Source organism: Lederbergia sp. NSJ-179 (genome assembly GCF_022867885.1).
Classification (GTDB): Bacteria; Bacillota; Bacilli; order Bacillales; family Bacillaceae_C; genus Lederbergia.
In genome coordinates, this window is record NZ_JALIFP010000038.1 from 16,239 (window position 1) to 39,128 (window position 22,890).

20 protein-coding genes are annotated in these 22,890 nt (G+C 36.8%); 17 read left to right on the plus strand and 3 right to left on the minus strand.

Features of this window, described 5'->3' with window-relative positions; translation table 11 throughout:
- Nucleotides 1-31 precede the first annotated feature (31 nt).
- From MUB24_RS19170 to MUB24_RS19180, 3 genes are all read left to right on the plus strand, one after another.
- Complete coding sequence (locus MUB24_RS19170) at nt 32-1,426, plus strand: ABC transporter substrate-binding protein (RefSeq protein ID WP_244706956.1); 1,395 nt, start codon at nt 32-34, stop codon at nt 1,424-1,426.
- A 289-nt stretch (nt 1,427-1,715) separates the two neighbouring features.
- Nucleotides 1,716-2,669, plus strand: a complete 954-nt coding sequence (locus MUB24_RS19175) for a helix-turn-helix transcriptional regulator (protein ID WP_244706958.1) — start codon at nt 1,716-1,718, stop codon at nt 2,667-2,669.
- A gap of 119 nt (nt 2,670-2,788) precedes the next feature.
- Nucleotides 2,789-3,304, plus strand: a complete 516-nt coding sequence (locus MUB24_RS19180) for a DinB family protein (RefSeq protein WP_244706960.1) — start codon at nt 2,789-2,791, stop codon at nt 3,302-3,304.
- A 399-nt stretch (nt 3,305-3,703) separates the two neighbouring features.
- On the opposite strand, the gene MUB24_RS19185 is transcribed toward MUB24_RS19180, so the two are convergent.
- From MUB24_RS19185 to MUB24_RS19195, 3 genes are all read right to left on the minus strand, one after another.
- Entirely contained in the window at nt 3,704-4,231 is a 528-nt protein-coding gene (locus tag MUB24_RS19185) for an HdeD family acid-resistance protein (protein WP_244706962.1), read from the minus strand.
- A gap of 614 nt (nt 4,232-4,845) precedes the next feature.
- Nucleotides 4,846-5,664: a metallophosphoesterase family protein gene (locus tag MUB24_RS19190; RefSeq protein ID WP_244706964.1), complete on the minus strand. Its 819-nt coding sequence runs from the start codon at nt 5,662-5,664 to the stop codon at nt 4,846-4,848.
- Nucleotides 5,665-6,417: 753 nt separating this feature from the next.
- The gene (locus MUB24_RS19195) at nt 6,418-7,230 is read right to left on the minus strand and encodes a glycosyltransferase family 8 protein (RefSeq protein WP_244706966.1); all 813 of its coding nucleotides are present in this window, start codon (nt 7,228-7,230) and stop codon (nt 6,418-6,420) included.
- A 703-nt stretch (nt 7,231-7,933) separates the two neighbouring features.
- On the opposite strand from MUB24_RS19195, the gene MUB24_RS19200 reads away from it, so the two are divergent.
- The 14 genes from MUB24_RS19200 (at nt 7,934) to MUB24_RS19265 (ending at nt 22,683) form a co-directional block, all read left to right on the plus strand.
- Nucleotides 7,934-8,122 (plus strand): hypothetical protein, encoded by a 189-nt coding sequence (locus MUB24_RS19200; RefSeq protein WP_244706967.1) that lies wholly within the window; start codon nt 7,934-7,936, stop codon nt 8,120-8,122.
- 151 nt (nt 8,123-8,273) lie between these two features.
- Nucleotides 8,274-8,963 carry a GntR family transcriptional regulator gene (locus MUB24_RS19205; protein ID WP_244706969.1) on the plus strand — a complete coding sequence of 230 codons (690 nt, stop codon included), beginning with the start codon at nt 8,274-8,276 and terminating at the stop codon, nt 8,961-8,963.
- 55 nt (nt 8,964-9,018) lie between these two features.
- Nucleotides 9,019-10,005 (plus strand): translation initiation factor eIF-2B, encoded by a 987-nt coding sequence (locus MUB24_RS19210; protein WP_244706971.1) that lies wholly within the window; start codon nt 9,019-9,021, stop codon nt 10,003-10,005.
- Complete coding sequence (locus MUB24_RS19215) at nt 9,998-10,801, plus strand: BtpA/SgcQ family protein (protein ID WP_244706973.1); 804 nt, start codon at nt 9,998-10,000, stop codon at nt 10,799-10,801. The genes MUB24_RS19210 and MUB24_RS19215 overlap by 8 nt, the downstream gene beginning before the upstream one ends.
- Before the next feature lie 61 nt (nt 10,802-10,862).
- On the plus strand, nt 10,863-11,789 hold the full coding sequence (gene rbsK / locus MUB24_RS19220) for a ribokinase (RefSeq protein ID WP_244706975.1): 927 nt from the start codon (nt 10,863-10,865) through the stop codon (nt 11,787-11,789).
- A 4-nt stretch (nt 11,790-11,793) separates the two neighbouring features.
- A complete protein-coding gene (locus MUB24_RS19225; RefSeq protein WP_244706977.1) occupies nt 11,794-13,299 on the plus strand; it encodes a sugar ABC transporter ATP-binding protein in 1,506 nt (501 codons plus the stop codon).
- Between the two features lie 2 nt (nt 13,300-13,301).
- Nucleotides 13,302-14,264 carry an ABC transporter permease gene (locus tag MUB24_RS19230; RefSeq protein WP_244706979.1) on the plus strand — a complete coding sequence of 321 codons (963 nt, stop codon included), beginning with the start codon at nt 13,302-13,304 and terminating at the stop codon, nt 14,262-14,264.
- Complete coding sequence (locus MUB24_RS19235; RefSeq protein WP_244706981.1) at nt 14,261-15,217, plus strand: ABC transporter permease; 957 nt, start codon at nt 14,261-14,263, stop codon at nt 15,215-15,217. Before MUB24_RS19230 ends, MUB24_RS19235 begins: the two co-directional genes overlap by 4 nt.
- Nucleotides 15,218-15,237: 20 nt before the next feature.
- The gene (locus MUB24_RS19240; RefSeq protein ID WP_244706983.1) at nt 15,238-16,275 is read left to right on the plus strand and encodes an autoinducer 2 ABC transporter substrate-binding protein; all 1,038 of its coding nucleotides are present in this window, start codon (nt 15,238-15,240) and stop codon (nt 16,273-16,275) included.
- 16 nt (nt 16,276-16,291) lie between these two features.
- Nucleotides 16,292-16,798 carry an ureidoglycolate lyase gene (locus tag MUB24_RS19245; protein WP_244706984.1) on the plus strand — a complete coding sequence of 169 codons (507 nt, stop codon included), beginning with the start codon at nt 16,292-16,294 and terminating at the stop codon, nt 16,796-16,798.
- Nucleotides 16,799-17,592: 794 nt separating this feature from the next.
- Nucleotides 17,593-18,777 carry a GntR family transcriptional regulator gene (locus MUB24_RS19250; RefSeq protein WP_244706987.1) on the plus strand — a complete coding sequence of 395 codons (1,185 nt, stop codon included), beginning with the start codon at nt 17,593-17,595 and terminating at the stop codon, nt 18,775-18,777.
- 118 nt (nt 18,778-18,895) lie between these two features.
- Nucleotides 18,896-21,673: a sigma-54-dependent transcriptional regulator gene (locus MUB24_RS19255; protein WP_244706989.1), complete on the plus strand. Its 2,778-nt coding sequence runs from the start codon at nt 18,896-18,898 to the stop codon at nt 21,671-21,673.
- A gap of 105 nt (nt 21,674-21,778) precedes the next feature.
- On the plus strand, nt 21,779-22,201 hold the full coding sequence (locus MUB24_RS19260) for a PTS sugar transporter subunit IIA (protein WP_244706991.1): 423 nt from the start codon (nt 21,779-21,781) through the stop codon (nt 22,199-22,201).
- Nucleotides 22,198-22,683 carry a PTS sugar transporter subunit IIB gene (locus MUB24_RS19265; RefSeq protein ID WP_244706994.1) on the plus strand — a complete coding sequence of 162 codons (486 nt, stop codon included), beginning with the start codon at nt 22,198-22,200 and terminating at the stop codon, nt 22,681-22,683. The genes MUB24_RS19260 and MUB24_RS19265 overlap by 4 nt, the downstream gene beginning before the upstream one ends.
- The last annotated feature ends 207 nt before the right edge of the window (nt 22,684-22,890 follow it).

A 22,890-nucleotide genomic window follows, 5' to 3' on the forward strand; every position in this document is an offset into this window, starting at 1 on the left:
TATCAAACAAAAAATATGAGGGGGAAGTAGGATGGTAAAAAATAGGTTAACAAACAGTAAATTTTTAGCAATGCTATTTACAGCATTAATGATAACTTTGCTTGTTGGTTGTAGTTCAGATAATTCGGGAGCTTCATCAACGGATTCAGGTCAAAAGGAAAACAATGTAGCAGAAGGAGACTGGGAAGGTCAAAAGATTAAGGTTCAGTTGATTGGTGATTTTAAAATGGAATCTTCGACCGATCCAATTACTGGTGAAAAAACAGAAGGAGTAACAGTGTTAAAAGAAGAATTTGAGAAACAACACCCAGGTGCGAAAGTTGAGTTTATTATCATGCCATGGGAAGGATATACAGAGAAAACACAAGCCATGCTTACGTCGGGTGAAGCAGATGTTTATCAAATGCCTGGTGTACCAGACTTTTCATCTCAAGGTGTCTTGGAACCATTGCAGCCTTATATTGATAAAGACGATGAATTTGACCTAGATATTTTTATTGATAATCAAGTGGAAGGTTGGAAATCATTAGGTCCGGATAGTGATGAGCTAGAAATTTGGGGATTACCATTTTTAGGTGATGCACGCTTTATCACTTATGATAAAGCGTTGTTTGATCAGTGGGGGGTAGAGTACTTATCTGAGTATCCAACAATGGAGGAGATTGCAGAAAAAGCAAAGAAAATGACTGGGACCAACCCTGAGACGGGGGAACAAAATTATGGTATATGGTTCCGGGGAGACTGGAGTTCAGCTTTTACATTGATTAATGCAGCTGAAGGGCAAAACGGACAATGGGGAACAGGCTTTGCTTGGGATGAAATAGAATTTAATTTTGATTCACCAGAAATGTTGAATGGATTAAATTGGTTATTAGATATGCAAGATTATGCGCCAAAAGGTATCGTCAGTAATCAGGGAAATGAAAAGTGGTTAACAAAAGATAATAATATTGCGATTATGTTAAACCAAGGACCTGGGGATATGATTAAACAAGTGTATGCACAGGGATTAGAGGATCGAATAGGAATTGCACAGGAATTTAAGAATGATGAGGGGAGAGGTGGATTGTTTGCTGGCAGCCCGATCACGATTGCAAAAGACAGCAAAAATAAAGAGTTGGCATGGGAATGGATTAAATTTGCTACAAGTGATTTTACACAAAAGTACGTTTTTGAGGAAGCTGGGGGAATGCCTGCTGTAAAATCTGCAACTGAATGGGAGAGTGTGAAAGAAAAAGAGCAGTTAATGTTGCCGGTTCTTGAAGCCATGAGTACTCCGTTGACACCTAGATATCCCTGGGGATCCGCGCAGCCACGGTTTATTTTAACCTCGGAAATTGAAGCAGCTTTAACAGGAAAAAGAAGTGCCGAAAAGGCATTGGAGAAAGCGCAAAAAGAAAGTACCGAGTGGTTGAAGAATAGATAGTAAAAAGACTGTATGATAAATTTTAAAGCAGTTGATAGCAACTGCGTTTAGATAATATAAAATAAATTGTTGTAAAAATCCCTTTTTGTCTCTAAAATGACAAGAAGGGATTCTCTAATCCTAGAAAACTCTCGTCCACTAAATATTCAAGCTACCGATGTCTGAAAACTTCATTTGAATAATCCGTATTGGTCTACAAATCTATATCAACAGCACTCTTACTTTTTACTTACGTCCATTCTGTGAGATAATTTGACTTAATGAAGTTATTTATGAAAGAGGTGCCTTGATGGCGAAATGGGATAATATGCTAGCGATTGTTTGGCTGTTGCGATCGAGAAGTAACCTAACTGCTGAGCAAATTTCTGCGCGCTTGGAAATTAGCGTCCGGACGGTTTATCGTTATATCGATTCCTTGTGTGCAAGCGGGGTTCCGATTGTAGCGGAACCAGGGCATGATGGGGGATATCGGTTGGCTGGAAATTTTCGCGAAGTACCGTTATTTTTCGAACCCGATGAATTGAAAAGTTTGTTCCATGCGGCGTCGTTTGCTAAAGGAGCAGGATATCCATATGAAAAAGAGCTGGCGAGGGCTCTTCAAAAACTCCGCCATCCATTGAGTGATGAGCAGGAAGACCTTTTGGATCGTCATACAAGTGGATTCGATGTTCTATTTGCCCACAAGGATCATTCACTCGCTTTATTGCTGCAACAACTTGAACAAGCTGTTGCAGAGGGGCAATCTTATGACATTTTATATGATAAACGAAACGGAGATGATCCTAGTGAACGACGGATTGATCCATATGGTTTGGTGTACAGAGAAAAATATTGGTATGTGATCGCCTTTTGTCATCTTAGGAAAGCCCTGCGAACGTTTCGTGTTGATCGAATTCGTCGTTTGTCTCCTGGAAGTTTGTTTTTTAAACGTCCGGAAGACTTTTCGGTTCGTGATTATTTTGATCAGTATTGGGGTTATCAATCGGAAGCAATGGAGCCGACCGTTGAAGTTCGCATTCGGGGAGAGTCAGCTGTCATTAATTATTTATGCCAATATTTCCAGCATTGTTTGAAAGAACGTAAAGAGGATGAGGTTTTTTTGAAGATCAATATAGAGCAGGTCGATAATATGTTACCAGGGTTTCTTGTTTCATTCGGAACATGCATTGAAGTATTGGCTCCGCAAAAATTAAGAATGGCGATGGCGAAAGTTGCTCGTAAATTAGCAAAATATTATGAGTAAATGAACTTCCCTGACAGTGCTTGTCAGGGAAGTTCCATTATAATTTAGGTGTACTTTCTAGCTAGGTTCTTTTGAATATTTTCATCACACGGGCTTATTAAAAAGAGGAGGAATCACAAATGAAGCACGAAGCATTACAATTGTATGATTATCATGTTTGGGCGAACAACAAATTTTTCGGTCGCCTAAAGGAATTGCCGCAAGAGATTTACGATCAAAAAATGCAAAGTGTTTTTCCATCGATTGCGGACGTGCTTGCTCATATTTTCGTCACTGATACGATCTATTTAAGTGTTATCCGTGGTGACAATATGGATGACACTCAAGCTGCTATTACCGAGACACAACAGAAAATAAAAGGTACGGGACTTGGAGAAATGGAAGCTTTGTTTCATGATTTAGAGGAACAGTATCAAACATTTTTCAATACTGTTGGAGACATGGAGCAACCTATCACTGTTGAACATCCTCATTTCGGGAAACTTGATACCCGTCTTTGCGAAATGGTTCAACATGTTGTGAATCACGGTACCTATCACCGTGGAAACCTCACTGCAATGATTCGACAACAAGGATCTCCCAGTGTGCCAACGGATTATATTATGTATCTTTATGAAAAGCAAGCAACGAACTAATTTGGTTCGAGGTCATCAGCCGATCTCTGACCTAGGAATAAAATGGAAACAGTGTTAGCAACGCACTTTTTCCAGACACGACCAAGTGCTAATCTTATACTTAGATTGATTCACAATCCGGTCGGATAGCTCTAAAATACTGTCCCATATACCATTTGGTTGGGTGATTTGAGGAACTTTGAGGTATAGTATAAAAGATTTGATTTACTCCAACTTAGTGTGTGTGCACAACAGGTAGAGACATAGCGACTTAAAACCGAATAAACCGCATGAAGTCAAAGATAAAAACTTTGATTCCATGCGGTTTTAATTTTGGAGCTGCCAGTACTATTCATGCATTTTCGCTCATCTCTCAGCCACTTCTGCTGCTTTCATTTCAACTTTTTAGAGTGAAGCAAGTCAGTACGATGAAATTTTTCGATTCTGAAAGTATCCAATAATCTCAGAGATTCCGATACATATTAGGATAATTCCAAAGGTTTGAAAGAGAATAAGCGTCGTTTTGAAGGGATTAAAGACAAGGACGGCTCCGCCAATCACAAGCAGAATACAAAAGATCGTCCAGCCGATACTTTTTAGATTCAAAGCTAGAATCAGATGCATGAGGCCATTGATGATAATCATTAAACCAAGTAAAAACGGCAAAATGGAGAAAAGTGCTGGTGCAAAATATAGGAAGATAACAGCTATTATTATCAGGATCATTCCTCCTGCTAAACCGATCCCATAAGAACCAGTCTGCTGTTTGAATTTGTAGTTTTGGTAAATCTTGAGAATGCCTAATAAGATCAAATATCCAGCAATCACATAACCGATAAGACGAAGAAATCCATTTGGGCTTATAAAAATAGCAGCACCTATTACTATAAATATCACCGCTCGCAGAATAGCATGGCGTTGAAAGTTTTTCGGAAAATTTCTGAACATGTCACTTTCCCTCCTACATGGCTTTTTTAAAAAATAGGGAGTATAAAAATTGGTTAGTGCTGGATCTAGCTCCAGCGCCTAGCCCCTCGAGGTCAAATAACCTGAGCCAATAAAAGTCAAAACCGGACTTTTCTTGTCTCAGAACATTTGCTTGTCGGGGGCCAACAGGATGTTGGTCAGAACGGCGTTGCGCCAGGACGGCGCGAACTTAGCCGTTCATCCATTAAACGGGCGCCTTGCGCTTTTCTTAAAAGCAAAGAAGAATTAGTTAGTGCTGAATCTATCGACTAGTGAATTTCACGTTTCTTCCTATAACCATGATGCAAATGAATGGTTGAATTGTCAATGATAAGTGCTTTTGGTTTATCGATTTTTTATCAAAAAAATCAGGGGTGTCTATCGTGAGGTGGAATTTGAAGAGGAAGGAAAAATCAACGAAGTACAAGTTCTTTTACATTTTATTATTCAAACGGTTAATTTTCTAAATCTGCTTTTGGATGATGTAGCCGCACATGCACCAAATATGGAGACTGTTAGTATGCGAACAATAAACAGAGAAAATAATTTTTTAACAGCTTTCATTAGTAGTTTTCTTTCTTTCTTTCAACATATTTTTAAGAATGATGTTGTAATGCCTGTAATGAAAAGTTTATTATTGGGGTAATATCATCAGGAAATCTGAACGTTTGTACAGAAATCCCATTTTCATCCACTGTACACAGATTAAAACCCGTGAGATCATTCATTTGCATGCTTTCATTCGTAACTGTTACACCAAATGCAGTACCAGCTGCAGTGGATAGGAGAATATCACCAAACGAGCTCACTTTATTCTGGTGCGTATGTCCGCTTAACACAGCCATGACATCTGTATCTTGGATGATAGTAAGAACTTCCTGTGAATTTGTCAGCGAGTGACCATCTGTTCCTTCACTAGCTTCAAGCGGGTGATGAATAACTAATAAACTACCATTTTCAGAAGGTGTTTTAACGACATCCTCTAGCCAAGCAAGTTGCCTTGCATCAATCATCCCAACGCCACTATGATCATGACTAGAGTCTAAAACAATTATTCTGTATCCATTCAAGTCCTTTTCATAGAAAAGTTGATCGGAACAATTGGCCTTCCCTTCATACCCTTCCCAATACGCAGCGGTAACGTCATGATTACCAAGAGCAGTATAAACAGGAATATCTCTCACATGATCCTTGATGATTTGTTTGAAATATGAATAATCACTGGCATTACCCTCATGTACCAAATCGCCACTAATTAAAATGAAATCAGGCTTCTGTGTAAGAGATTTAGCTAAAATTTTCCTGAAAAAATCTGTCGGACTGCCATTTGGTCCATCCAATTTTTCTAGCAAACTTCCATTATAGTTTTGCAAAATATGCGTATCTGTAAGGTGCAAAAAATTAAGTTTTGTCATGATCTATACCTCCAGTTTTAGTAGATAAAAATTGAATGAATACAACTGTTTCAGGCATTTGGGCTACGTTGATTACTTGTTAACAGGAGAAGTCCACCGCTTTATTTTGATCAGTTAAGTGGCCATTTGCATTCTCCTTTTTTTGATATTTAATAATTCCTTTTTAGTATATAAGTAGCATATTAATTGAATGTTAATGGTGGGTTAAGAATTGCAAAAAAAACATTGAAGTTTGTAATAAGGTGGGTTATCTCAATTAATTATAACAAGTCGATATAATAGAGTGATAAGCTTTTACATACGGAAATCGTTAAGAGGGAAAGGACTTTGAAATGATGTCTAAATTTCTCATTGATACTGCTTATTTTTATCCTGTGAATACATTCCGAGGAGTTTATTGTCCATATTTTAACTGGCAGGGGAGCTTGATATAAGTCGAACGTTAATTCTAATGCAATTGCCCGCTTGGGAAATTAGAAGGACTTGTCGTTACCTAAAAAACAAGGTGTGACGGTAAAAGAAGTTTTGACTAAGGAAATGATGGATATGTTTGAGGCGGCTTTTGCCTACCAGTTGTATGTAGCATGAATTTTTGACATGAGCCAGCCTCAACTTGTTTATCTTTTGGATTACGGACTGGAGAGAATAATTGCAAACCTTTTTCTGCTAAAATGGCCTTCGCCTGCTCCAATGTTGAAATTCCTTTTTCATAATCTTCTGTTTCCTTATTGGGTCGTAAAATAGGTTAACGGATTACTGCTCACGTAACGCCAATTTCTCATAATGCTTATATAACGCATGAAATCTCCCGCTGTACTCTTTTTTCCAAGGTTTCTTTTTACCACAAAAGTGAAGAAAAACGGTATGGTTCATAATAAAATCCATATCACATTTTCCATTCGACTTGATTTTATAATAGCTATAAAACCTAGCATCATAATTATAGCGCGTTTCATCTAAGCTTTTTACTTTTTTGGAATATAAGGCATTGAGAATGTCCTGATCCGGCATAATTAATCTGGATCGATTTTTCTTCACAAACTTAAATATTGTCTGTTCATCTATCAATTTTCGCTGAAGCTCTAGGTTCATTAATAGGACCCCGGAATTATAATAGACATCAATATCGTAGGGCATTAACCGAATTCGATTAATTTCTTTTACCGAAATTTTGTCATGATAGGCTGCGGCGTATAAATAACCCTCGATATCAAGCTGATAAAGCTCCTTTACAGGATTTAACACAAGAATATCCGGATCCAAATATAAAATCCGGTTTAGCTCTTTCGGTAAAAATTTATACGCAAGCAGACGATAATACATTTCCTTAGAAAAGTGCAAAACAACAGGTGCATCTTCAAAATGATGACTCTCTATGTAAATAATCTTCAGCTTACTCCCGCTTTTAGCGATATAATCATCTAGCTGAGCTAATTTATCCTCCGCAATCCCTGAATGCATTAAATAAATGGAAAAATTCTCATTCGGATTGTTTAGAAATAGCGATTTTAGCATAATCTTTAATGGCTTTATATAATTTTCATTTAATGTAACAAGAATGTTCATCCATAATCTCCTTAAACCAATGATTTCCTGACTATTATATAGAAAACTCAGCTCAAATACCTGAATACCCCATGTTATGTTCTCCTATTTATACTTAAGTTAGCACCTTGAAATCAACAGAAAAAAATATTTTCAAAACGGAAAAGGGCATGGAAAATCCGCATGAACACTGAGTTTTTAGGATAATTATGGTACCCATCCAAACTGAATCAGAAGAACGTATTCTCGTGCGGAAAAAGTTAAAGAAATCGAAAATATACTTGCACCTTATGGGTTTTCGATTGATTTGATTGTACCAGATGTTGTGAGAACATTCCATTTTCGTACGCTTTGCAGCGGGTTGGTTTCAAAAAGCAACAAGGGAAGGTATTCTATAACAGGGTCTTGGATCTGTTCGATTGAATATAGCGATAGGAAGTAGGCCAGTAAATCTAACACAATTTGTAATCTGTCAGAATTGTAAAGCCTTCATACCCCATCATCGGAACCTTTTTCCTTGGATCTTTTCAAACCTCTTAGCTTTGTTTAAAAGTATAGAAAGCATAAGTTTTTTAATGTATATCTTTTTGAACTAAGGCTTTTGATGTCTAACTCTAGCGCCATCGGCTTGAGGTATTTCCCTTCCTTGACAGAAAAGTGTTTCTCGGAAAAAGTATTAGTCATTTTTCCAAATGACTTTTAGAGAAAATGGAAGTTGTTCAGTTTGCTAAACGTATTCGGAATCGTAGTAAAGCCATTCGGAGAGACCTCGCAATTACCTCTTATTCTTATCCAACAAGGATTTAACCCTTCCCCAATTAAAAAAATCCTATTATTTCAACTTGCCGCAGCCATGAGCTTTATCAAGAGTTACGGAAAACAAATGGAAGAGGTGGGCAATTATGATTTCTAAAAAAATAATCTTGACAAAATAACATAATAAGATTTATTATTAAAACGAAATGATATTATAACGTCATAACGTTTAAAAGGGGTGTATTAAAATATTTAAGAATTTCGTAATTAATAGAGATTCGAAGTTACCATACCATTATCAAATTTATATGAAATTAAAAGAAGCAATCGAAAATAATGAAATTAAAGAAGGTGAAAAAATTCCTTCTGAGAAGGAACTTCAAGAAATATTTGGCGTAAGTAGGATAACAGTTCGGAAAGCGATGGAAGATTTAGAGAATGATCAACTTGTAAAGAAATATCAAGGAAAAGGTACCATTGTGATGCCTACCAAACATAACTATAATCTTCAAGAATTAACAAGTTTTAGTTCAGATGTTCAGCAAGCTGGAGGTGTTTCGAGCTCTATCATTTTAGACTTCAAAGTGGTCGAGGCAAATGTAAAGGTGGCCAATAATCTTAATATTGATTTAGGGGAATCTGTCTACCATCTTAAACGATTACGTATGATGGGGGATAAAATTGTTGGTCTTCATGATGCTTATATAAAGAAAAGAGGATCGGTGATCATTTCTCCAGAGGAAATTAATAACCATACATCTTTATATAAGTTATTAAATGACAAAGGAATTAATTTAAAGTTTGCGAACGAAATTCTGGAAGCGCGAATACCAGATGAAAAGACAAAGAAGTTGCTTAAATTAAACAATAAGCAAGCTATTTTTTTTAAGGAAAGGATCACTTATGACCATAATAACAATCCTATAGAGTATGTTGAGATTTACTATAATGCAGATATTTATAGATACAAAGTTTCAATGAGTTTAAAAGGGGAGTAATTTTTTCTCGTCACATTTTGGTTTTAACGATAATTTTTTTGGAGAGGAACTAATAATGATTGACTTGAATTGTGCTAGACAAGTATTAACAGCCGAGTATCAGGAGATGTTTGATGACATTGTCTATCAAAGGGTTCTTGGTGCTAGCAAACATATTAATATGATCGGACAAATGATTGAATCGATTGCATTACATGGTGTTGGGAAAAATCGATCAACGAACGAAATAGTCGATGATATCTTGACTATCACTCAATTTTTTATTGAAACACGTGGAAAGGCAAGTCAAGCAATTAGTAATGCCATTCATATCATGATTAAAGGGTTGGAAGATGTCAGAGGTATGGATACAAAAGTTGCTGTCCATAAGATTCTTGAAAGCAAAAATAACTATATGAAAGAAGCAGATGCTGCTTTAAACCAAGTAGTTATTTATAGTGTTGAAACGGCAAAAATGATGAATCAAATTCTGGTATTCGATTATTCCAGCACTGTGGACCGGTTCCTAAAACAATTAGGTACTCAAAAACAATTAACAATTTTAATTCCTGAAAGCCGATCCATTGATGGGGGTTATGCTTTTGTGAAGACTTGCCTTGATGCTGGTCATAAAGTGAAGTTTTTCCCTGATGCAGCAATGATGTATTTTTTAAAAAACTGTGATGCCGCTTTTATGGGGGCTGAAACGTTCTTCCCGAATGGAACAATGTTTAATACAACGGGATCGGATATTGTTGCTCTCATATGTAAGGAATATAAAATTCCACTTTACGTATTAACACCTTTAATCAAAGTAGACATCCGTTCAGTATACGGGTATCAGAAAATGCTTGTCGAGAATGATTTAAAGGATCGATTGACTACCCATTGGACACCCGAAGAAAAAGAAAAAACAGATTTTATCTGTCCTGAACTTTTAGGAGTCGATTCTAAATATATTACTGCCTATATTACGGAACGCGGTATTATTCCAGCGAACCAAGTATTTAATGTGAGTCTTAACTTCTATAATGAAATAAAAGGAGAAGTGAGTAATGGCTAATCTTTTACATCCCAACTGTTTGGCAATCTCAATGATTCAGCCTGACCCATTGCCGGGGAGCTATAGACATACAGATAAAACAATTGATGAAATTGTTTATCAATCATTAAAAGAGACAGAAATGGTTGCAGAAAATGGTTTTGATGGAGTGATTATTCAAAATATGAATGACATGCCAATCAAGCAATTTGCTTCTCCAGAAGCAATCGCATACATGACTAGAATCGGTTATGAAATTAAGGAACAGTTTCCAGAGTTGACTTTGGGCGTGTTGCTCAATTGGGATGGGGTGGCTGGATTATCTGTCGCGGATGCGATTGGAGCTGATTTTGTTCGAGTTGAACACTTGTTTACTGGGGTGGAAGTGACCAGTGCCGGTTTACTGCAAGCACAGTGTGTTGAAATTGCGGAATTAAGAAAGAAAATTAAAAGTAAAGTGCCGGTTTATGCAGATGTATATGAAGTGCATGGTGTTCCTCTTGGTAGAAAACCAATCGAGGACGCTGCTTGGGAATCCGTTCACGAGGCCTTTGCAGATGGTCTTTTTATAGCTGGAAAAACGGCAGAGGAAAGTAAGGAATTAGTCAAGAAGGCAAGAAAAAAAGTTCCGAACGCCCCCATTTTCTTAGGAGGCGGGGCAACAGGGGAAAATGTTTGTGAACTCTTACAAGATTACGATGGCGTGTGTGTGGCTACTTGGATTAAGAATGGAGATATGAAAAATCCAATTGATCCAGACCGAGCAAAACTATTTATGAACGAAGTAAGAAGAGCTAGACAAATAAAAAATAAGTAAATGGGATTTTTAGTAGGATTTGATTAGGATGTAAATCACAGAAAAAGGTTGGGAGATTCTCATGAATAACCATGTAGAAATAGTTGTCTATGGAAGTTTAAACATGGATTTTGTTGCTTTTGTAAGTAAATTACCGAGAAAAGGTGAGACATTAAGTGCAAATGAATTCATGATGGTTCCCGGTGGGAAAGCAGCAAATCAGGCTGTGGCAGCTTCACGATTAGGGATCAAAGTGGGAATGGTAGGAAAGGTTGGTAATGATTATTTAGGAGAAGAACTAATTAGCAATATCAATCAAGAAGGTGTTCTAACGACAAACGTTCAAAAAGATCGAGCTAGTAGTACGGGTGTTGCAATGATCGGTGTTGCTCCGAATGGTGACAATATGATTATTACAAGTAAAGGTGCAAATAAAAGCTTAACGATTAATGATATTAATGAATCAAAAGAAATGTTGAGAGAATCTAGGGCTGTTGTTTTGCAGTTGGAAATGGACAAGTCAGTTGCGGAATATATCATTAGAAAAGCGAAACAACATCATAAGTATATCGTTTTGAACCTTGCCCCAATTGTTCCAATTGACCCGAAAGTATTATCCATGGTTAATTTGCTAATTGTGAATGAAACAGAGGCAACAGAATTAACAGGAATTGCAGTCGAGACAATTGATTCAACGATCGAAGCGGCGAAGGAACTGAATCGTCGGGGGATTGAAAGCGTTGTTGTCACTTTAGGGGCAAATGGGGCTTTGCTAAGTACAGTCGATTCAGTTCAGCATTTTCAACCACCTCAAGTAAATGTGGTTGATTCCACTGCCGCAGGTGATTGTTTTGTCGCCGCAGTTACGGCTTTTTGGGTAAAAAATGGTGATTTAAAAGAAGCTGTTGAGCATGCTGTGAAAATATCTGCTCTATCTGTTACAAAAAAAGGTGCTCAATCATCTTTACCAACCATTCAGGAATATGAAAAATTTTTGCAAGGAAGGTGATTGAATGACAAAGCCAATTTTAAAGATGGAGGGTATAACGAAAGAGTTTCCCGGAGTAAGAGCTTTAAATGGGGTAGATTTTGAGTTATACCCTGGTGAAGTTCATGCCTTGATGGGTGAAAATGGGGCTGGAAAGTCAACGCTAATGAAAATCCTTTCAGGTGTATATTCAGAAACATCTGGCGACATTTATTTAGAAGGTAAAAAGGTTACAATGAAAAATCCAATAGATGCACAGGAATTAGGGATTACGATTATTCATCAGGAATTTAACCTTTTTCCTAACCTATCTGTAGCGGAAAATATATTTATTGACCGCAACGACTCAAAAGGGAAATTCGGAAAAGTGAATTGGAAATCGATCAACAAGAGAGCTGAGGAATTAATCAAGTCGATTGGTGCCAATATTGATGTTAAGGATAAAGTTCAAGACTTAGGAGTTCATAGCCAGCAGGTAATTGAAATTGCAAAAGCCCTGTCCTTAAATGCCAAGATATTGATTATGGACGAACCATCTGCTGCACTGCCTGAAGACGAAGTACAAAACATGTTTAATGTTATAAAACAGTTGAGAAAAAATGGTGTAGCCATTGTCTATGTATCTCACAGAATGAAGGAAATATTTGAAATTGCGGATAAAGTAACCGTTTTAAGGGACGGGAAAAAGGTTTCAACCAAATTGATTAATGAAACAACCGAAGAAGAACTCATTCATTCGATGGTTGGCCAAGAAGTTGGTAATCTCTATCCTGATTCAACACACATACCCTCTAAAGAGGTTGTCTTATCTGCAAAAGATTTCTATATTACGGATGAAGATAAGGTTTCTTTTGACCTACACAAAGGAGAAATACTTGGATTCTATGGACTGGTTGGCTCGGGTATTCACACATTGGCAGAACGATTATTCGGTCTTAGAAAGGGTTCTGGAGCTATAAAGGTTAACTCTAATAGTGTTATGATCAAAAATCCAAAAATTGCAATGATGCATGGAATTGCCTATTTACCCCCAGACCGTCATCGCCAAGGGTTAGTAAAAGAACTCAGCGTACGAGAGAATATTAGTATAACGGTTTTACGGGAACTTTCGGAAAAAACTCTAATTAATCGAAAAAAAGAAGAAAAATTAACAGAAACCTATATTGAACAACTGCGAATTAAGACTCCTAGTCAGAATCAGATTGTTAATTTCCTCAGTGGAGGAAATCAACAAAAAATAACATTAGCTAAATGGTTAGCCACTAAACCTGAGATTTTGATTATGGAAGAACCAACACGTGGCGTTGATGTAGGGGCTAAAGCGGAAATCTATCGATTGATTAACAGCCTAGCTTCTGAAGGATTAAGTTTTATCTTAATTTCTACGGAAATGCCAGAATTAATTGGTTTAAGTGATCGAATTTTAGTTATGAATAATGGAAAAATAACAAAGGAATTCGGAAAAAGAGAAGCAAATCAACAGACCCTCTTAAAAGTAGCATCAGATTCTGATAGGGTTTCGGAGGTATAGTGATGAGTCATATACGAAAAGTAAAAGAAATTCCTATTCTTGTTTTCACCTTAGTGATTTTTGTTGTATTTTCAACACTATCATCTAACTTTTTTACTGTTGGAAATATTTCATTAATCCTAACGCAAATGACAACTACAGGCTTAATCGCAATTGGGATGTTAATGGTTATTTTGTTTGGTGGAATTGACCTCTCAGTTGGATCTGTACTTGCAGTGGTGGGAACCATTGTTGGGATGCTAGTAAATGCTGGAGTGAATCCTACCTTAGCCGCATTAATTGGACTTATTGTTGGAGCAATTTGCGGTGCGGTTAATGGGTTCTTTATAACGAGATTCAATATACCGGATATTATCACAACATTAGCAACAATGTTTATTTTTCGCGGGTTGGCTGTTGCCATTAGCGGCGGTCAGTGGGTAAACAATTTCCCATCAAGTTTTAATTATTTTGGACAAGGTTCTTTTCTAGCGATTCCAGTATCTGTATGGCTGCTCATAATAGCATCCGTCATTTTCTGGTATGTACTAACCCAAACAACCTTTGGTAGAAGAATTTACGCGATTGGGGGAAACCCTGATGCGGCTAAATTAGCTGGAATGAATATTAAGAAAACAAAATTATACGTCTATATTTGTAGTGGGATGCTGACATCTGTTGCAGCTGTTATCTTTGCTTCAAATATTGGAAATGTACAAGCTTCAACAGCTGGTAAGGGAATAGAATTCACTGTTATTGCGGCCGTATTAATTGGAGGTGCTAGTATTTTTGGTGGTGTTGGAACTCTTCCTGGCACGATCATTGGTGTTCTATTAATGGGGGTTATCAAAAATGGCCTTGTTTTAAGTCAAGCCTCCGTCTATTGGATTGATGCTGCTACAGGCTTCATTCTTATCCTTGCCATTATTATGAATACAATTCAGCGTTCTAGAAGTATTTCAAGCAAAGGGGGAGAATTAATATGAATATAGCTGAAGGAAATAAACAAAAGAAATCTTGGACTCTCCCATTACAATTAAATAATAATGTCATATTAACGATTTTATTAATTGCTTTTTTCATCTTTTTCAATACGCAATCTAGTTTCTTTCTCACTAAAGTAAATATTTCAAATATCTTAATTCAAGTAACTACGATTGGATTTATCGCAATTCCGATGACCTTTATTATTATTTCGGGCGCTATGGATTTATCTGTTGGTTCGATATTAGGTATTTCAGCTGTTACATTAGGCTATTCATTTCAAAGTGGTTTGAATATTTGGGTGTGTGTGATATTAGCAGTTTTGGCTGGAGCCCTTGCAGGATCTTTAAATGGATTACTAATTGCGAAATTTAAAATGCAAGCAATTGTAGTAACGATAGGAACCCTTGTTACTTTGCGTGGTTTGGTTTATATCATTACAGAAGGTAAGCCAATCAGTGGATATCCGGAAACGTTCTATTTTTTAGGACAAGGTACTGTTTTTGGACTGCCCTTTAATGTCATTGTAATGGTAATCCTGTTTGCGATTGCCTTTCTTATCATTAAGAAAACAAGAATTGGACGATATACGTATGCGCTTGGGAATAACGAAGAAACCGTTCGATACTCTGGTATTAATGTTGTAAAAGTAAGATTTATGACCTTTTTAATGAGTGGTGTTTTTGCAGCCATTTCGGGAATCTTTTATGTCTCAAGATATGCTAGTGCGCAGGCAGATGCCGGCGATGGAATTGAACTAGATGTCATTACCGCTGTATTAATTGGTGGCACACATATTTTTGGTGGCAGAGGTAGTTTACTAGGTACTTTTCTAGGTGTTTTGCTTATAGGGACATTGAGAAATGGTTTAAATCTTATGGGAGTCTCTGTGCTATTCCAAACAATGATCTTAGGGGTATTGATTTTAATTGCAGTTGGTAGACAAAATAAATAATTAAAAAGGATGAGAGACTAATGAAACATATAACTAAAATTTTATCAGCTATTTTAATCATTTTCCTCATTGCAGGTTGTTCAACTCAAGGCCAAATAAAAGGAGATACAGGAAAAGACGATAAAAGTGGATCATCAAACAGTTCTAAAAAAAGTTTCTTTATTAATCCAAAATCCATTGGTCCAGCCTATTGGTCGGCTGCTGAAAAAGGAGCAAAAAAAGCAGGTAAGGACTTAGGTGTAGAGGTTATATACAACGCACCGTCCACAACAGATTCTTCACAACAAATTAACATGATTCAAGATATGTTAACAAGACAAGTAAATGGGATTGGCGTAGCACCGAATGATCCGACAGCCGTAGCTTCTGTCTTCAATACAGCTAAAGAGCAAGGAGTGAATATAGTTAACTGGGACAGTGATGCTCCGGAAACAAGCCGCGACTATTATGTAGGACCATCAACAGATGTGGAATTAGGAAAAGAATTTATTAAAATGGCAGCGGAAAAAATTAACGGAAAAGGAAAACTAGCCTTTATGGTAGCAAGTCTTTCTGCACAAAACCAAACAGAAAAGGTAGAAGCAGCCAAAGAATTACTGGCCGAAGAGTACCCTGATATTGAAGTTGTTACTACTGTCTCGAGTGATGATGATCAACAAAAGGCATTTGAAAATGCACAAAACTTAATTAGTACGTATCCAGATTTAAATGGAATTGTTGGTTTTGCTGGTGCTGAAGCTCCTGCTGCTGCTCAAGCGGTAGAGAGAGCGATTAGTGAAGGGAAAATTAAAAAAGGACAAATTACAATTACTGGATTTGCTGTTCCAAGTTTAGTCTCCAAGTATGTCAAGAACGGGACAATCGAAGAACTTGTAACTTGGGACCCAACTAAGTTAGGTTATGGAACAGTATATGTTTTAAATGCACTTTCAAACGGTGATAAAATCGAAGATGGAATGGAAATTCCTAATGTAGGGAAAGTAACTGTTCAAGATCAATTAATCTTAATTGGAACAGAGGTTATTACAAAAGATAATGTAGATGATTTTGACTTTTAAATAAAGGACGGTCCAAATGAAAAAGAAAATAGACTTTTTAACACACGAGAATTTTGAACCATATGGAAAAATCGTTGAGGTTCCCGAAAGCGCGCCAACGAAAATTGGAGAAGGTTGGGAATGCTGGAATTACGTGCAAATGATGGATGTAGATACTGAAGTGGGAATGGGTTTAGTGAATACAAAGCAAAGACCATTTGAGATTGAATCCATGGAAAGACACGATAGCAGGGAAGAGTTATTAATCGCTCTCAAGGGAGATATTATTCAACCAATTGCTTTGTCAGAAGATATAGAGAATCCTAATGAAAAACCTGATCCTGATAAAGTAAAATGCTTTCTCTTGAAGCAAGGGCAGGGTATTATTTTGAAAAAAGGGATATGGCATAGTCCTGCATACCCTGCAACGGAGGATACATTCTATCTATTCATAATCGAGAGAAAACCGGATAAATACGGTGATGAAATTCTTAATCCTTGGGTTGAATTTGAAAATAATGCTAAGGTAAAATTTGAGTTTTAGGTAAGATATGTTTGCCCTTTTACCTTAAAATATAGTGAAGATGGTGTAATGGAATCGTATAAATTTTAATAAAAGAAACTTGATTTAGTATAGTGAACATAGAAATCGTTGTAAGAGCACCACGGTTTGTCCGTTTTCAAGACTGAACCTATAAAAAGTAAAACCCAAGAATGCTGTTATATCAGCATTCTTGGGTTTTTAAATTAATAGACTTTTTAGACAGCCCCATTGGCTACACCCGTGAAGCGAAGAGAAACAATCAAAGGTAATGGAACGGCCGAGGTTGATGGGGAAAATTAGCCGGCAAAATTATCGCTATAGAGGAACCATTCTTCACTGTAATGTACTCCAAGCTGATTCATTCAACAGAAGAAGCAATTATTCGGAAATATCTCTAAAAACTGTACTTAAATAGTGAATCCTTAGATAAAATCGACAAGCTTCACAAATAGGTTGGAAACGATAAAACAGTTGTATGATGAAGACAAATTGATGGAACAGCGTATGAGGGAAAACTCTCACGTAAGGTGTAAATGTGGAAAGCCGGAGATGACCTCAATGGCTAACCTATCCCCTAAATAGAATATAAGGGAAATTCAGAGTCTTCTAGTTGATCTGAATCGCTAAATTTTACTACATCCTTGTTTTTACATATATTTCTTCTGTATAGTGAAGCGCATTATCTTGAATAATATATCATTCCAATTTCACCAATAGAAAAACAAGTTGTTTCATTGAACAACGTTGTTATATTATATATATATAATAATTAATATGGTAAAGGTGATTATGAGATGAGTAGTCCGAAGTACAAACAAATTTATACCGATTTACTAGAGAAAATTAAGAACGGCGAATTTGGTTATGGAGCTCGTGTTCCTTCTGAAAAAGAGTTGGCGGAGGCTTTTAATGTGAGTAGGATTACATCGAAGAAGGCGTTGGATATGTTAGCTGAACAAAAGGTGATTGAACGTGTCAGAGGAAAGGGCTCTTTTGTGGCTACTCCAATTTCTTCCATAACCGCCGAGGATCTTGCGCTTTTGAACGATGAGTGGGGCGGAAGGGAAATAAAAATGATCGGTCTAATTATTCCTGACTTTTCCCCCGATTTTGGAATGACATTTGTGAAAAGTGTAGAGAAAATTTGCTCTGATTTAAATATTCATCTAATGATTAAACGGACATACGGTTTAATTGAAGAAGAGGCAAAATGTATTACCTCTATGACGGAATTAGGAGTAGATGGATTGATTATTATCCCAGTACATGGTCAGCATTATAATCATTCCCTTTTACAAATAGTTGTCGATGATTTCCCCTTTGTCTTGGTGGATCGATTTTTGATTGGGATTCCGGCTAGTTCTGTAGGAACGGATAATCATCTTGCCAGTAAAAAACTGACAGAATACTTAATAAGGCTGGGTCATGAGCAGATTGGTTTTATTTCATCTTCTTTAGATGGCACATCTACCCTTGAGGAGAGACTGAAAGGGTTTCAAACAGCCTTTTCCCATCAAGGGCTTAAGCTAGACCCTAATCATATCATGACTCAAATCCGTAGTAGTTTGCCAGCATCAAAGCGGCAATCCAAACTAGAATCAATTTTTCAAGAGGACATGGAGCAATTGGGGATCTTTATCGGACAACATCCTGAGATTACAGCGTTCGTCGCATCTGAATATGAACAAGCCTTGATGATAGAGCTTGTGTTAAAGAAATTGGGAAAAAAGGTTCCAGAAGACTGTTCTATTGTATGTTTTGATCATCCTAATGGACTTATCGTAGAGAAACGATTCACTCATATTAAACAAAAGGAAGAGCTGATGGCTGAGAAATCAATAGACTTATTGTTGTCTAAATTTAATGGAGAAAGTGAACTTCATCATCTTTTTCTGGAATTTGAATTGGTAGAGGGATCTTCTTCCAGTGCGATAAAAACGATCAACAGTTTGAAAGCGGTTTATAAAGGACGTGCTTGATGACGGGGCATAACAGGAATTATTTCTGGTAAAATATATCACTTCTCCCCTCTATGTAAAAGTCTTATAATTATAATATATCAATAAACTTCTAAAGAGATTACAAGGGGTGAAAGCGATGCTGCAGGAAGATTTGATGGCTTTTTTAGAGGAAAAAACCAATCTTTTTCAAATCAACCATCCATCTGATCAGTTTACAGCAAATGTGATGGCCGAAAGGTTCCAAGTGAAGCGGAATACGATTAGTCATTATTTGAATAAGATGGTTGAAGAGGGAAAGGTCATTAAAATAAATACTCGACCCGTTTATTTTCTAAGCAGGGCCGTTTTTGAAAAACAGTTTTTTCCGGTCTCTACTTGTATTTTTGATAGTCTGGATTCGATTCAAGAACAAATGAAAGAAGCAACCTATGAGGTTGATTTGTTTGATCAATTAGTCGGGGCAGATGGAAGTATGAAAAAGGCCATTGAACAAATAAAATCGTCGGTCCATTATCCGGGCTCCGGGCTGCCTCTTATTCTTTGTGGTCCTACAGGCGTTGGCAAAAGTTATACGGCCAGCCTAATTTATCAATATAGTGTTGAAAAGGGAATACTGTCGAAGGACGCCCCATTTATTAGCTTCAATTGTGCACAATATGCGAATAATCCAGAGTTATTGTCTAGCAATTTATTTGGGCATATAAAAGGTGCTTTTACAGGTGCGGATCAAACGACAAGAGGGATGCTTGAGGCTGCAGATGGAGGAATCCTTTTTTTAGATGAAGTTCACAGACTAAATGAAGAAGGACAAGAAAAACTATTTACCTTTCTTGATCAGGGCGTATATCGTCGGATGGGGGAAACGGATGGGTGGCACCACGCAAAAGTACGAATCATTTTTGCGACAACCATAGACTTAAAAGGGAATTTCCTAGAAACATTTTTACGTCGGATTCCTATTCGGATCACAATCCCAAGTTGGGAACAGTGGGAAAACAGGGAGAAAAGGCAATTAGTATATATGTTTCTGATCCAAGAGGCTCGAAAAATTAACATGCCCATTCAGATCACAAATATTGCTTTGGACGCCCTTACGAATCATAACTATAGTGGAAATTTGGGCGGTTTGAAAAACACGTTAAAATATTTGGTGGCCTCATCCTTTGTGAAAGATACAGAATCCAATCATGTATCCATTACATTACACGATCTTCCCGATAAAATTTTAAAAGAAACCATTCAACCTACCGATTACAAATTCAAGCAAAATAGTGAAATCATTATTGAACCAAGTACTACGTTGAATCAGTTATTTACATCGCCCATGTCACGTACGGATGATATTAAAAAAACATATAAAGAAATCCTGCATTTATTTCAAGACGTTCAAAAACAGAAGTTAGACCAGAAGGCCTTAGAAAAGCATGTATTCAATGAAATTACTGCCTTGTTTGATCGGTTTATTTTTAAAACGAAAAAAAACACGGGTCTTATGATGGAAGTGATTACGGTAAATGTGCAGGAAATCATTCGGTATTTGGAAAGCACGAATAATATAAAATTCAACGGCAACAGCGTATTTACAATGGCCCATTTTCTTTATTATAAGGGGAATTCTGTTATTGAATGGTCAGACGAACAGAAAAAAATAATCAATCAAATGGAACAGTATGTGGCTGAAAAATACCAAGCGGAACGCCAACTTGTATCCCAGTTTATTGAATTGTTGAATAATAAGTTGGACGTACACATGAGTAAAATGGATAAATCGATCCTAACCTTTTATTTAAGAAGTTTGTCGATTGAACCTATCAATGAACAGCGGATTAGGGCTGTCATCTTAGCGCATGGCTACGCAACAGCAAGCAGCATAGCCAATGTTGCCAATCGCCTGCTTCACACGAATATTTTTGAAGCTTTTGACATGCCTTTGGATATATCCGTAGAAGATATCGCCAGACAGGTTTTGCATTACGTGGAATACACAGATGTTTCCAAAGGACTTGTTATATTAGTGGATATGGGTTCTCTAAAGGATATACATTCCCAACTGATAAAATATATCCATGGACCGATTGCCATCATTAATAATGTTTCCACACAGATGGCTTTATTTGTTGGAGAATTGCTAGAAAAAGGCTCTTTTTTAGAGGAAATGGTAGAAAAGTTAAAGGATGTCAATGAAACACAATATAGTATCATTTATCCAGAAAAGAAAAGAGATAAGGTCATTGTCACATCTTGCTTTACTGGAATGGGGACAGCTTTACAAATTCAAAAATTACTAGAAGCAAGCATTCCAGCGGATTTAGAAATAAAAATTATAGCCCATGATTATAGTCGATTGGAAGAATTTGGCTATACAGATGCTTTGTTCCAACTTTATGATGTCCTTGCTATTGTAGGAACGACTGACCCTGGAATACGGGAAGTGGATTATATTTCACTTGAGGACTTAATTTCTGGGCATGGAGAAGAAAAACTGTGGAAAATTTTCCGATCCGTGATTAGTGATGATCAAATTGAAACAATTAACAACAACTTGTTACGTAATTTTTCAATTGAACAAGTCATTGAATCGATTACCATTCTAGATACAGACAAAATTCTTACCCATGTAGAGGAATTCTTAAATCGACTGGAAATGTTAATGAACAAACGACTGACAAATGATAAAAAGGTAGCGTTATATGTCCATACAAGCTGTTTAGTAGAGCGGTTGATTCGACAAACCCCAATGGAAACCTATCATAACATAGATGACTTTGTAGAGTGTCAAAGAAATACGATTGAAATGATCAGAGAAGCATTTAGTGTCATAGAATCGGTTTATAGTGTCAAAATAACTACGGCTGAAATTGGCTATATCTATGATTATATCGTATCAGAAAGCACAACAGAAGGTGCTTTATAATATTTGACGGGTACACACAAAAAGCGCGCCACAAAGTTGGCACGCTTTTTGCATGTATAATATTAATAATCCGGATTATAATGCAAAAAATAAAGGAGGGAGAAAATGAGACGATTTTTGGTTGCTTCACACGGTAGTCTCTCAGAAGCTATTCTACAAAGTGCGGCACTAATTATTGGAGAAGAGAAAATAAACCATTTTGCTCATATTGGGGTCGAATTAAACGATTCTCATGAAAAGGTAAAAAGCAGTGTTGATGCCTACTTAAACAGTTGGGGAAATGAGGACCAAATATTCGTGCTAACTGATATTTTGGGAGGGAATATTACAAATATTCTTAGCGAATATATTGGTGTTCGCGATCTTCATATCGTTACGGGTATGAACCTTGGGATGGTACTAGAAGTACTTCTCTCCGATGAAGGAACGCCCATTGAAGAACTAGCTGAAAATATAGTAAATATGGGAAAATCAGGGGTTCAATATTTGAATCATACATTACAGAAAAAGGAAGGAACAGAAATATGATAAAAGCCTTGCATTTGGATGACCGATTGATACACGGCCAGGTTGCTATTTCTTGGACTCGAGGGCTTGATATTAATTTATTGCTTGTTATTAATGATGAAGTGATGAACGATGAGATTCGAAAAATGTCCCTAAAAATGGGTGTTCCTAGTGGTGTAAAGTATGGATTTCGCACAGTTGAAAAGGGGATTGAATTTTTAAATAACCCAGAAAATCAAAAATATAATATTATGGCTCTCATTAATAATCCAATCGATGCCTATAAGATTTGTATGGCGGTGCCCGAAATTAAAAAACTGACCATTGGTGGACTACGGAAAAACGCCCAATATATTTATGACAACCTTAATCTTGATCCCGAAGATATTCAAGCACTTAAGAAAATTATTGCACACGGTATACCAGTAGGGATGCAACCCACGCCAGATAATAAATTTGTTGATTTAGAAAAATATCTGGATACGCCAGATCATACTAGCTAATTGGCATGCCTATGTTCGAATACTTCGTTACTAATAACTGTTGTATTAAAAACGTAGCGATAATTGCCTAAAAATCATGTAAATGATACGGTACTGTCAAAAGTTCTATGAAAACTCACGCTTAAAAGTAGCTCCAAGTCTGAATTGTAGTGGTAGCCGCCGCAATCGCTCTTGACAAACACGCCAATGGTTTGTTTTTAGGTTAAC

Excerpts from the sequence above, each read along its gene's own strand:
- MUB24_RS19170 (WP_244706956.1), top strand. The coding sequence starts at position 32 with ATGGTAAAAAATAGGTTAACAAACAGTAAATTTTTAGCAATGCTATTT.
- MUB24_RS19175 (WP_244706958.1), top strand. The coding sequence starts at position 1,716 with ATGGCGAAATGGGATAATATGCTAGCGATTGTTTGGCTGTTGCGATCG.
- MUB24_RS19180 (WP_244706960.1), top strand. The coding sequence starts at position 2,789 with ATGAAGCACGAAGCATTACAATTGTATGATTATCATGTTTGGGCGAAC.
- MUB24_RS19185 (WP_244706962.1), bottom strand. The coding sequence starts at position 4,231 with ATGTTCAGAAATTTTCCGAAAAACTTTCAACGCCATGCTATTCTGCGA.
- MUB24_RS19190 (WP_244706964.1), bottom strand. The coding sequence starts at position 5,664 with ATGACAAAACTTAATTTTTTGCACCTTACAGATACGCATATTTTGCAA.
- MUB24_RS19195 (WP_244706966.1), bottom strand. The coding sequence starts at position 7,230 with ATGAACATTCTTGTTACATTAAATGAAAATTATATAAAGCCATTAAAG.
- MUB24_RS19205 (WP_244706969.1), top strand. The coding sequence starts at position 8,274 with ATGAAATTAAAAGAAGCAATCGAAAATAATGAAATTAAAGAAGGTGAA.
- MUB24_RS19210 (WP_244706971.1), top strand. The coding sequence starts at position 9,019 with ATGATTGACTTGAATTGTGCTAGACAAGTATTAACAGCCGAGTATCAG.
- MUB24_RS19215 (WP_244706973.1), top strand. The coding sequence starts at position 9,998 with ATGGCTAATCTTTTACATCCCAACTGTTTGGCAATCTCAATGATTCAG.
- rbsK (WP_244706975.1), top strand. The coding sequence starts at position 10,863 with ATGAATAACCATGTAGAAATAGTTGTCTATGGAAGTTTAAACATGGAT.
- MUB24_RS19225 (WP_244706977.1), top strand. The coding sequence starts at position 11,794 with ATGACAAAGCCAATTTTAAAGATGGAGGGTATAACGAAAGAGTTTCCC.
- MUB24_RS19230 (WP_244706979.1), top strand. The coding sequence starts at position 13,302 with ATGAGTCATATACGAAAAGTAAAAGAAATTCCTATTCTTGTTTTCACC.
- MUB24_RS19235 (WP_244706981.1), top strand. The coding sequence starts at position 14,261 with ATGAATATAGCTGAAGGAAATAAACAAAAGAAATCTTGGACTCTCCCA.
- MUB24_RS19240 (WP_244706983.1), top strand. The coding sequence starts at position 15,238 with ATGAAACATATAACTAAAATTTTATCAGCTATTTTAATCATTTTCCTC.
- MUB24_RS19245 (WP_244706984.1), top strand. The coding sequence starts at position 16,292 with ATGAAAAAGAAAATAGACTTTTTAACACACGAGAATTTTGAACCATAT.
- MUB24_RS19250 (WP_244706987.1), top strand. The coding sequence starts at position 17,593 with ATGAGTAGTCCGAAGTACAAACAAATTTATACCGATTTACTAGAGAAA.
- MUB24_RS19255 (WP_244706989.1), top strand. The coding sequence starts at position 18,896 with ATGCTGCAGGAAGATTTGATGGCTTTTTTAGAGGAAAAAACCAATCTT.
- MUB24_RS19260 (WP_244706991.1), top strand. The coding sequence starts at position 21,779 with ATGAGACGATTTTTGGTTGCTTCACACGGTAGTCTCTCAGAAGCTATT.
- MUB24_RS19265 (WP_244706994.1), top strand. The coding sequence starts at position 22,198 with ATGATAAAAGCCTTGCATTTGGATGACCGATTGATACACGGCCAGGTT.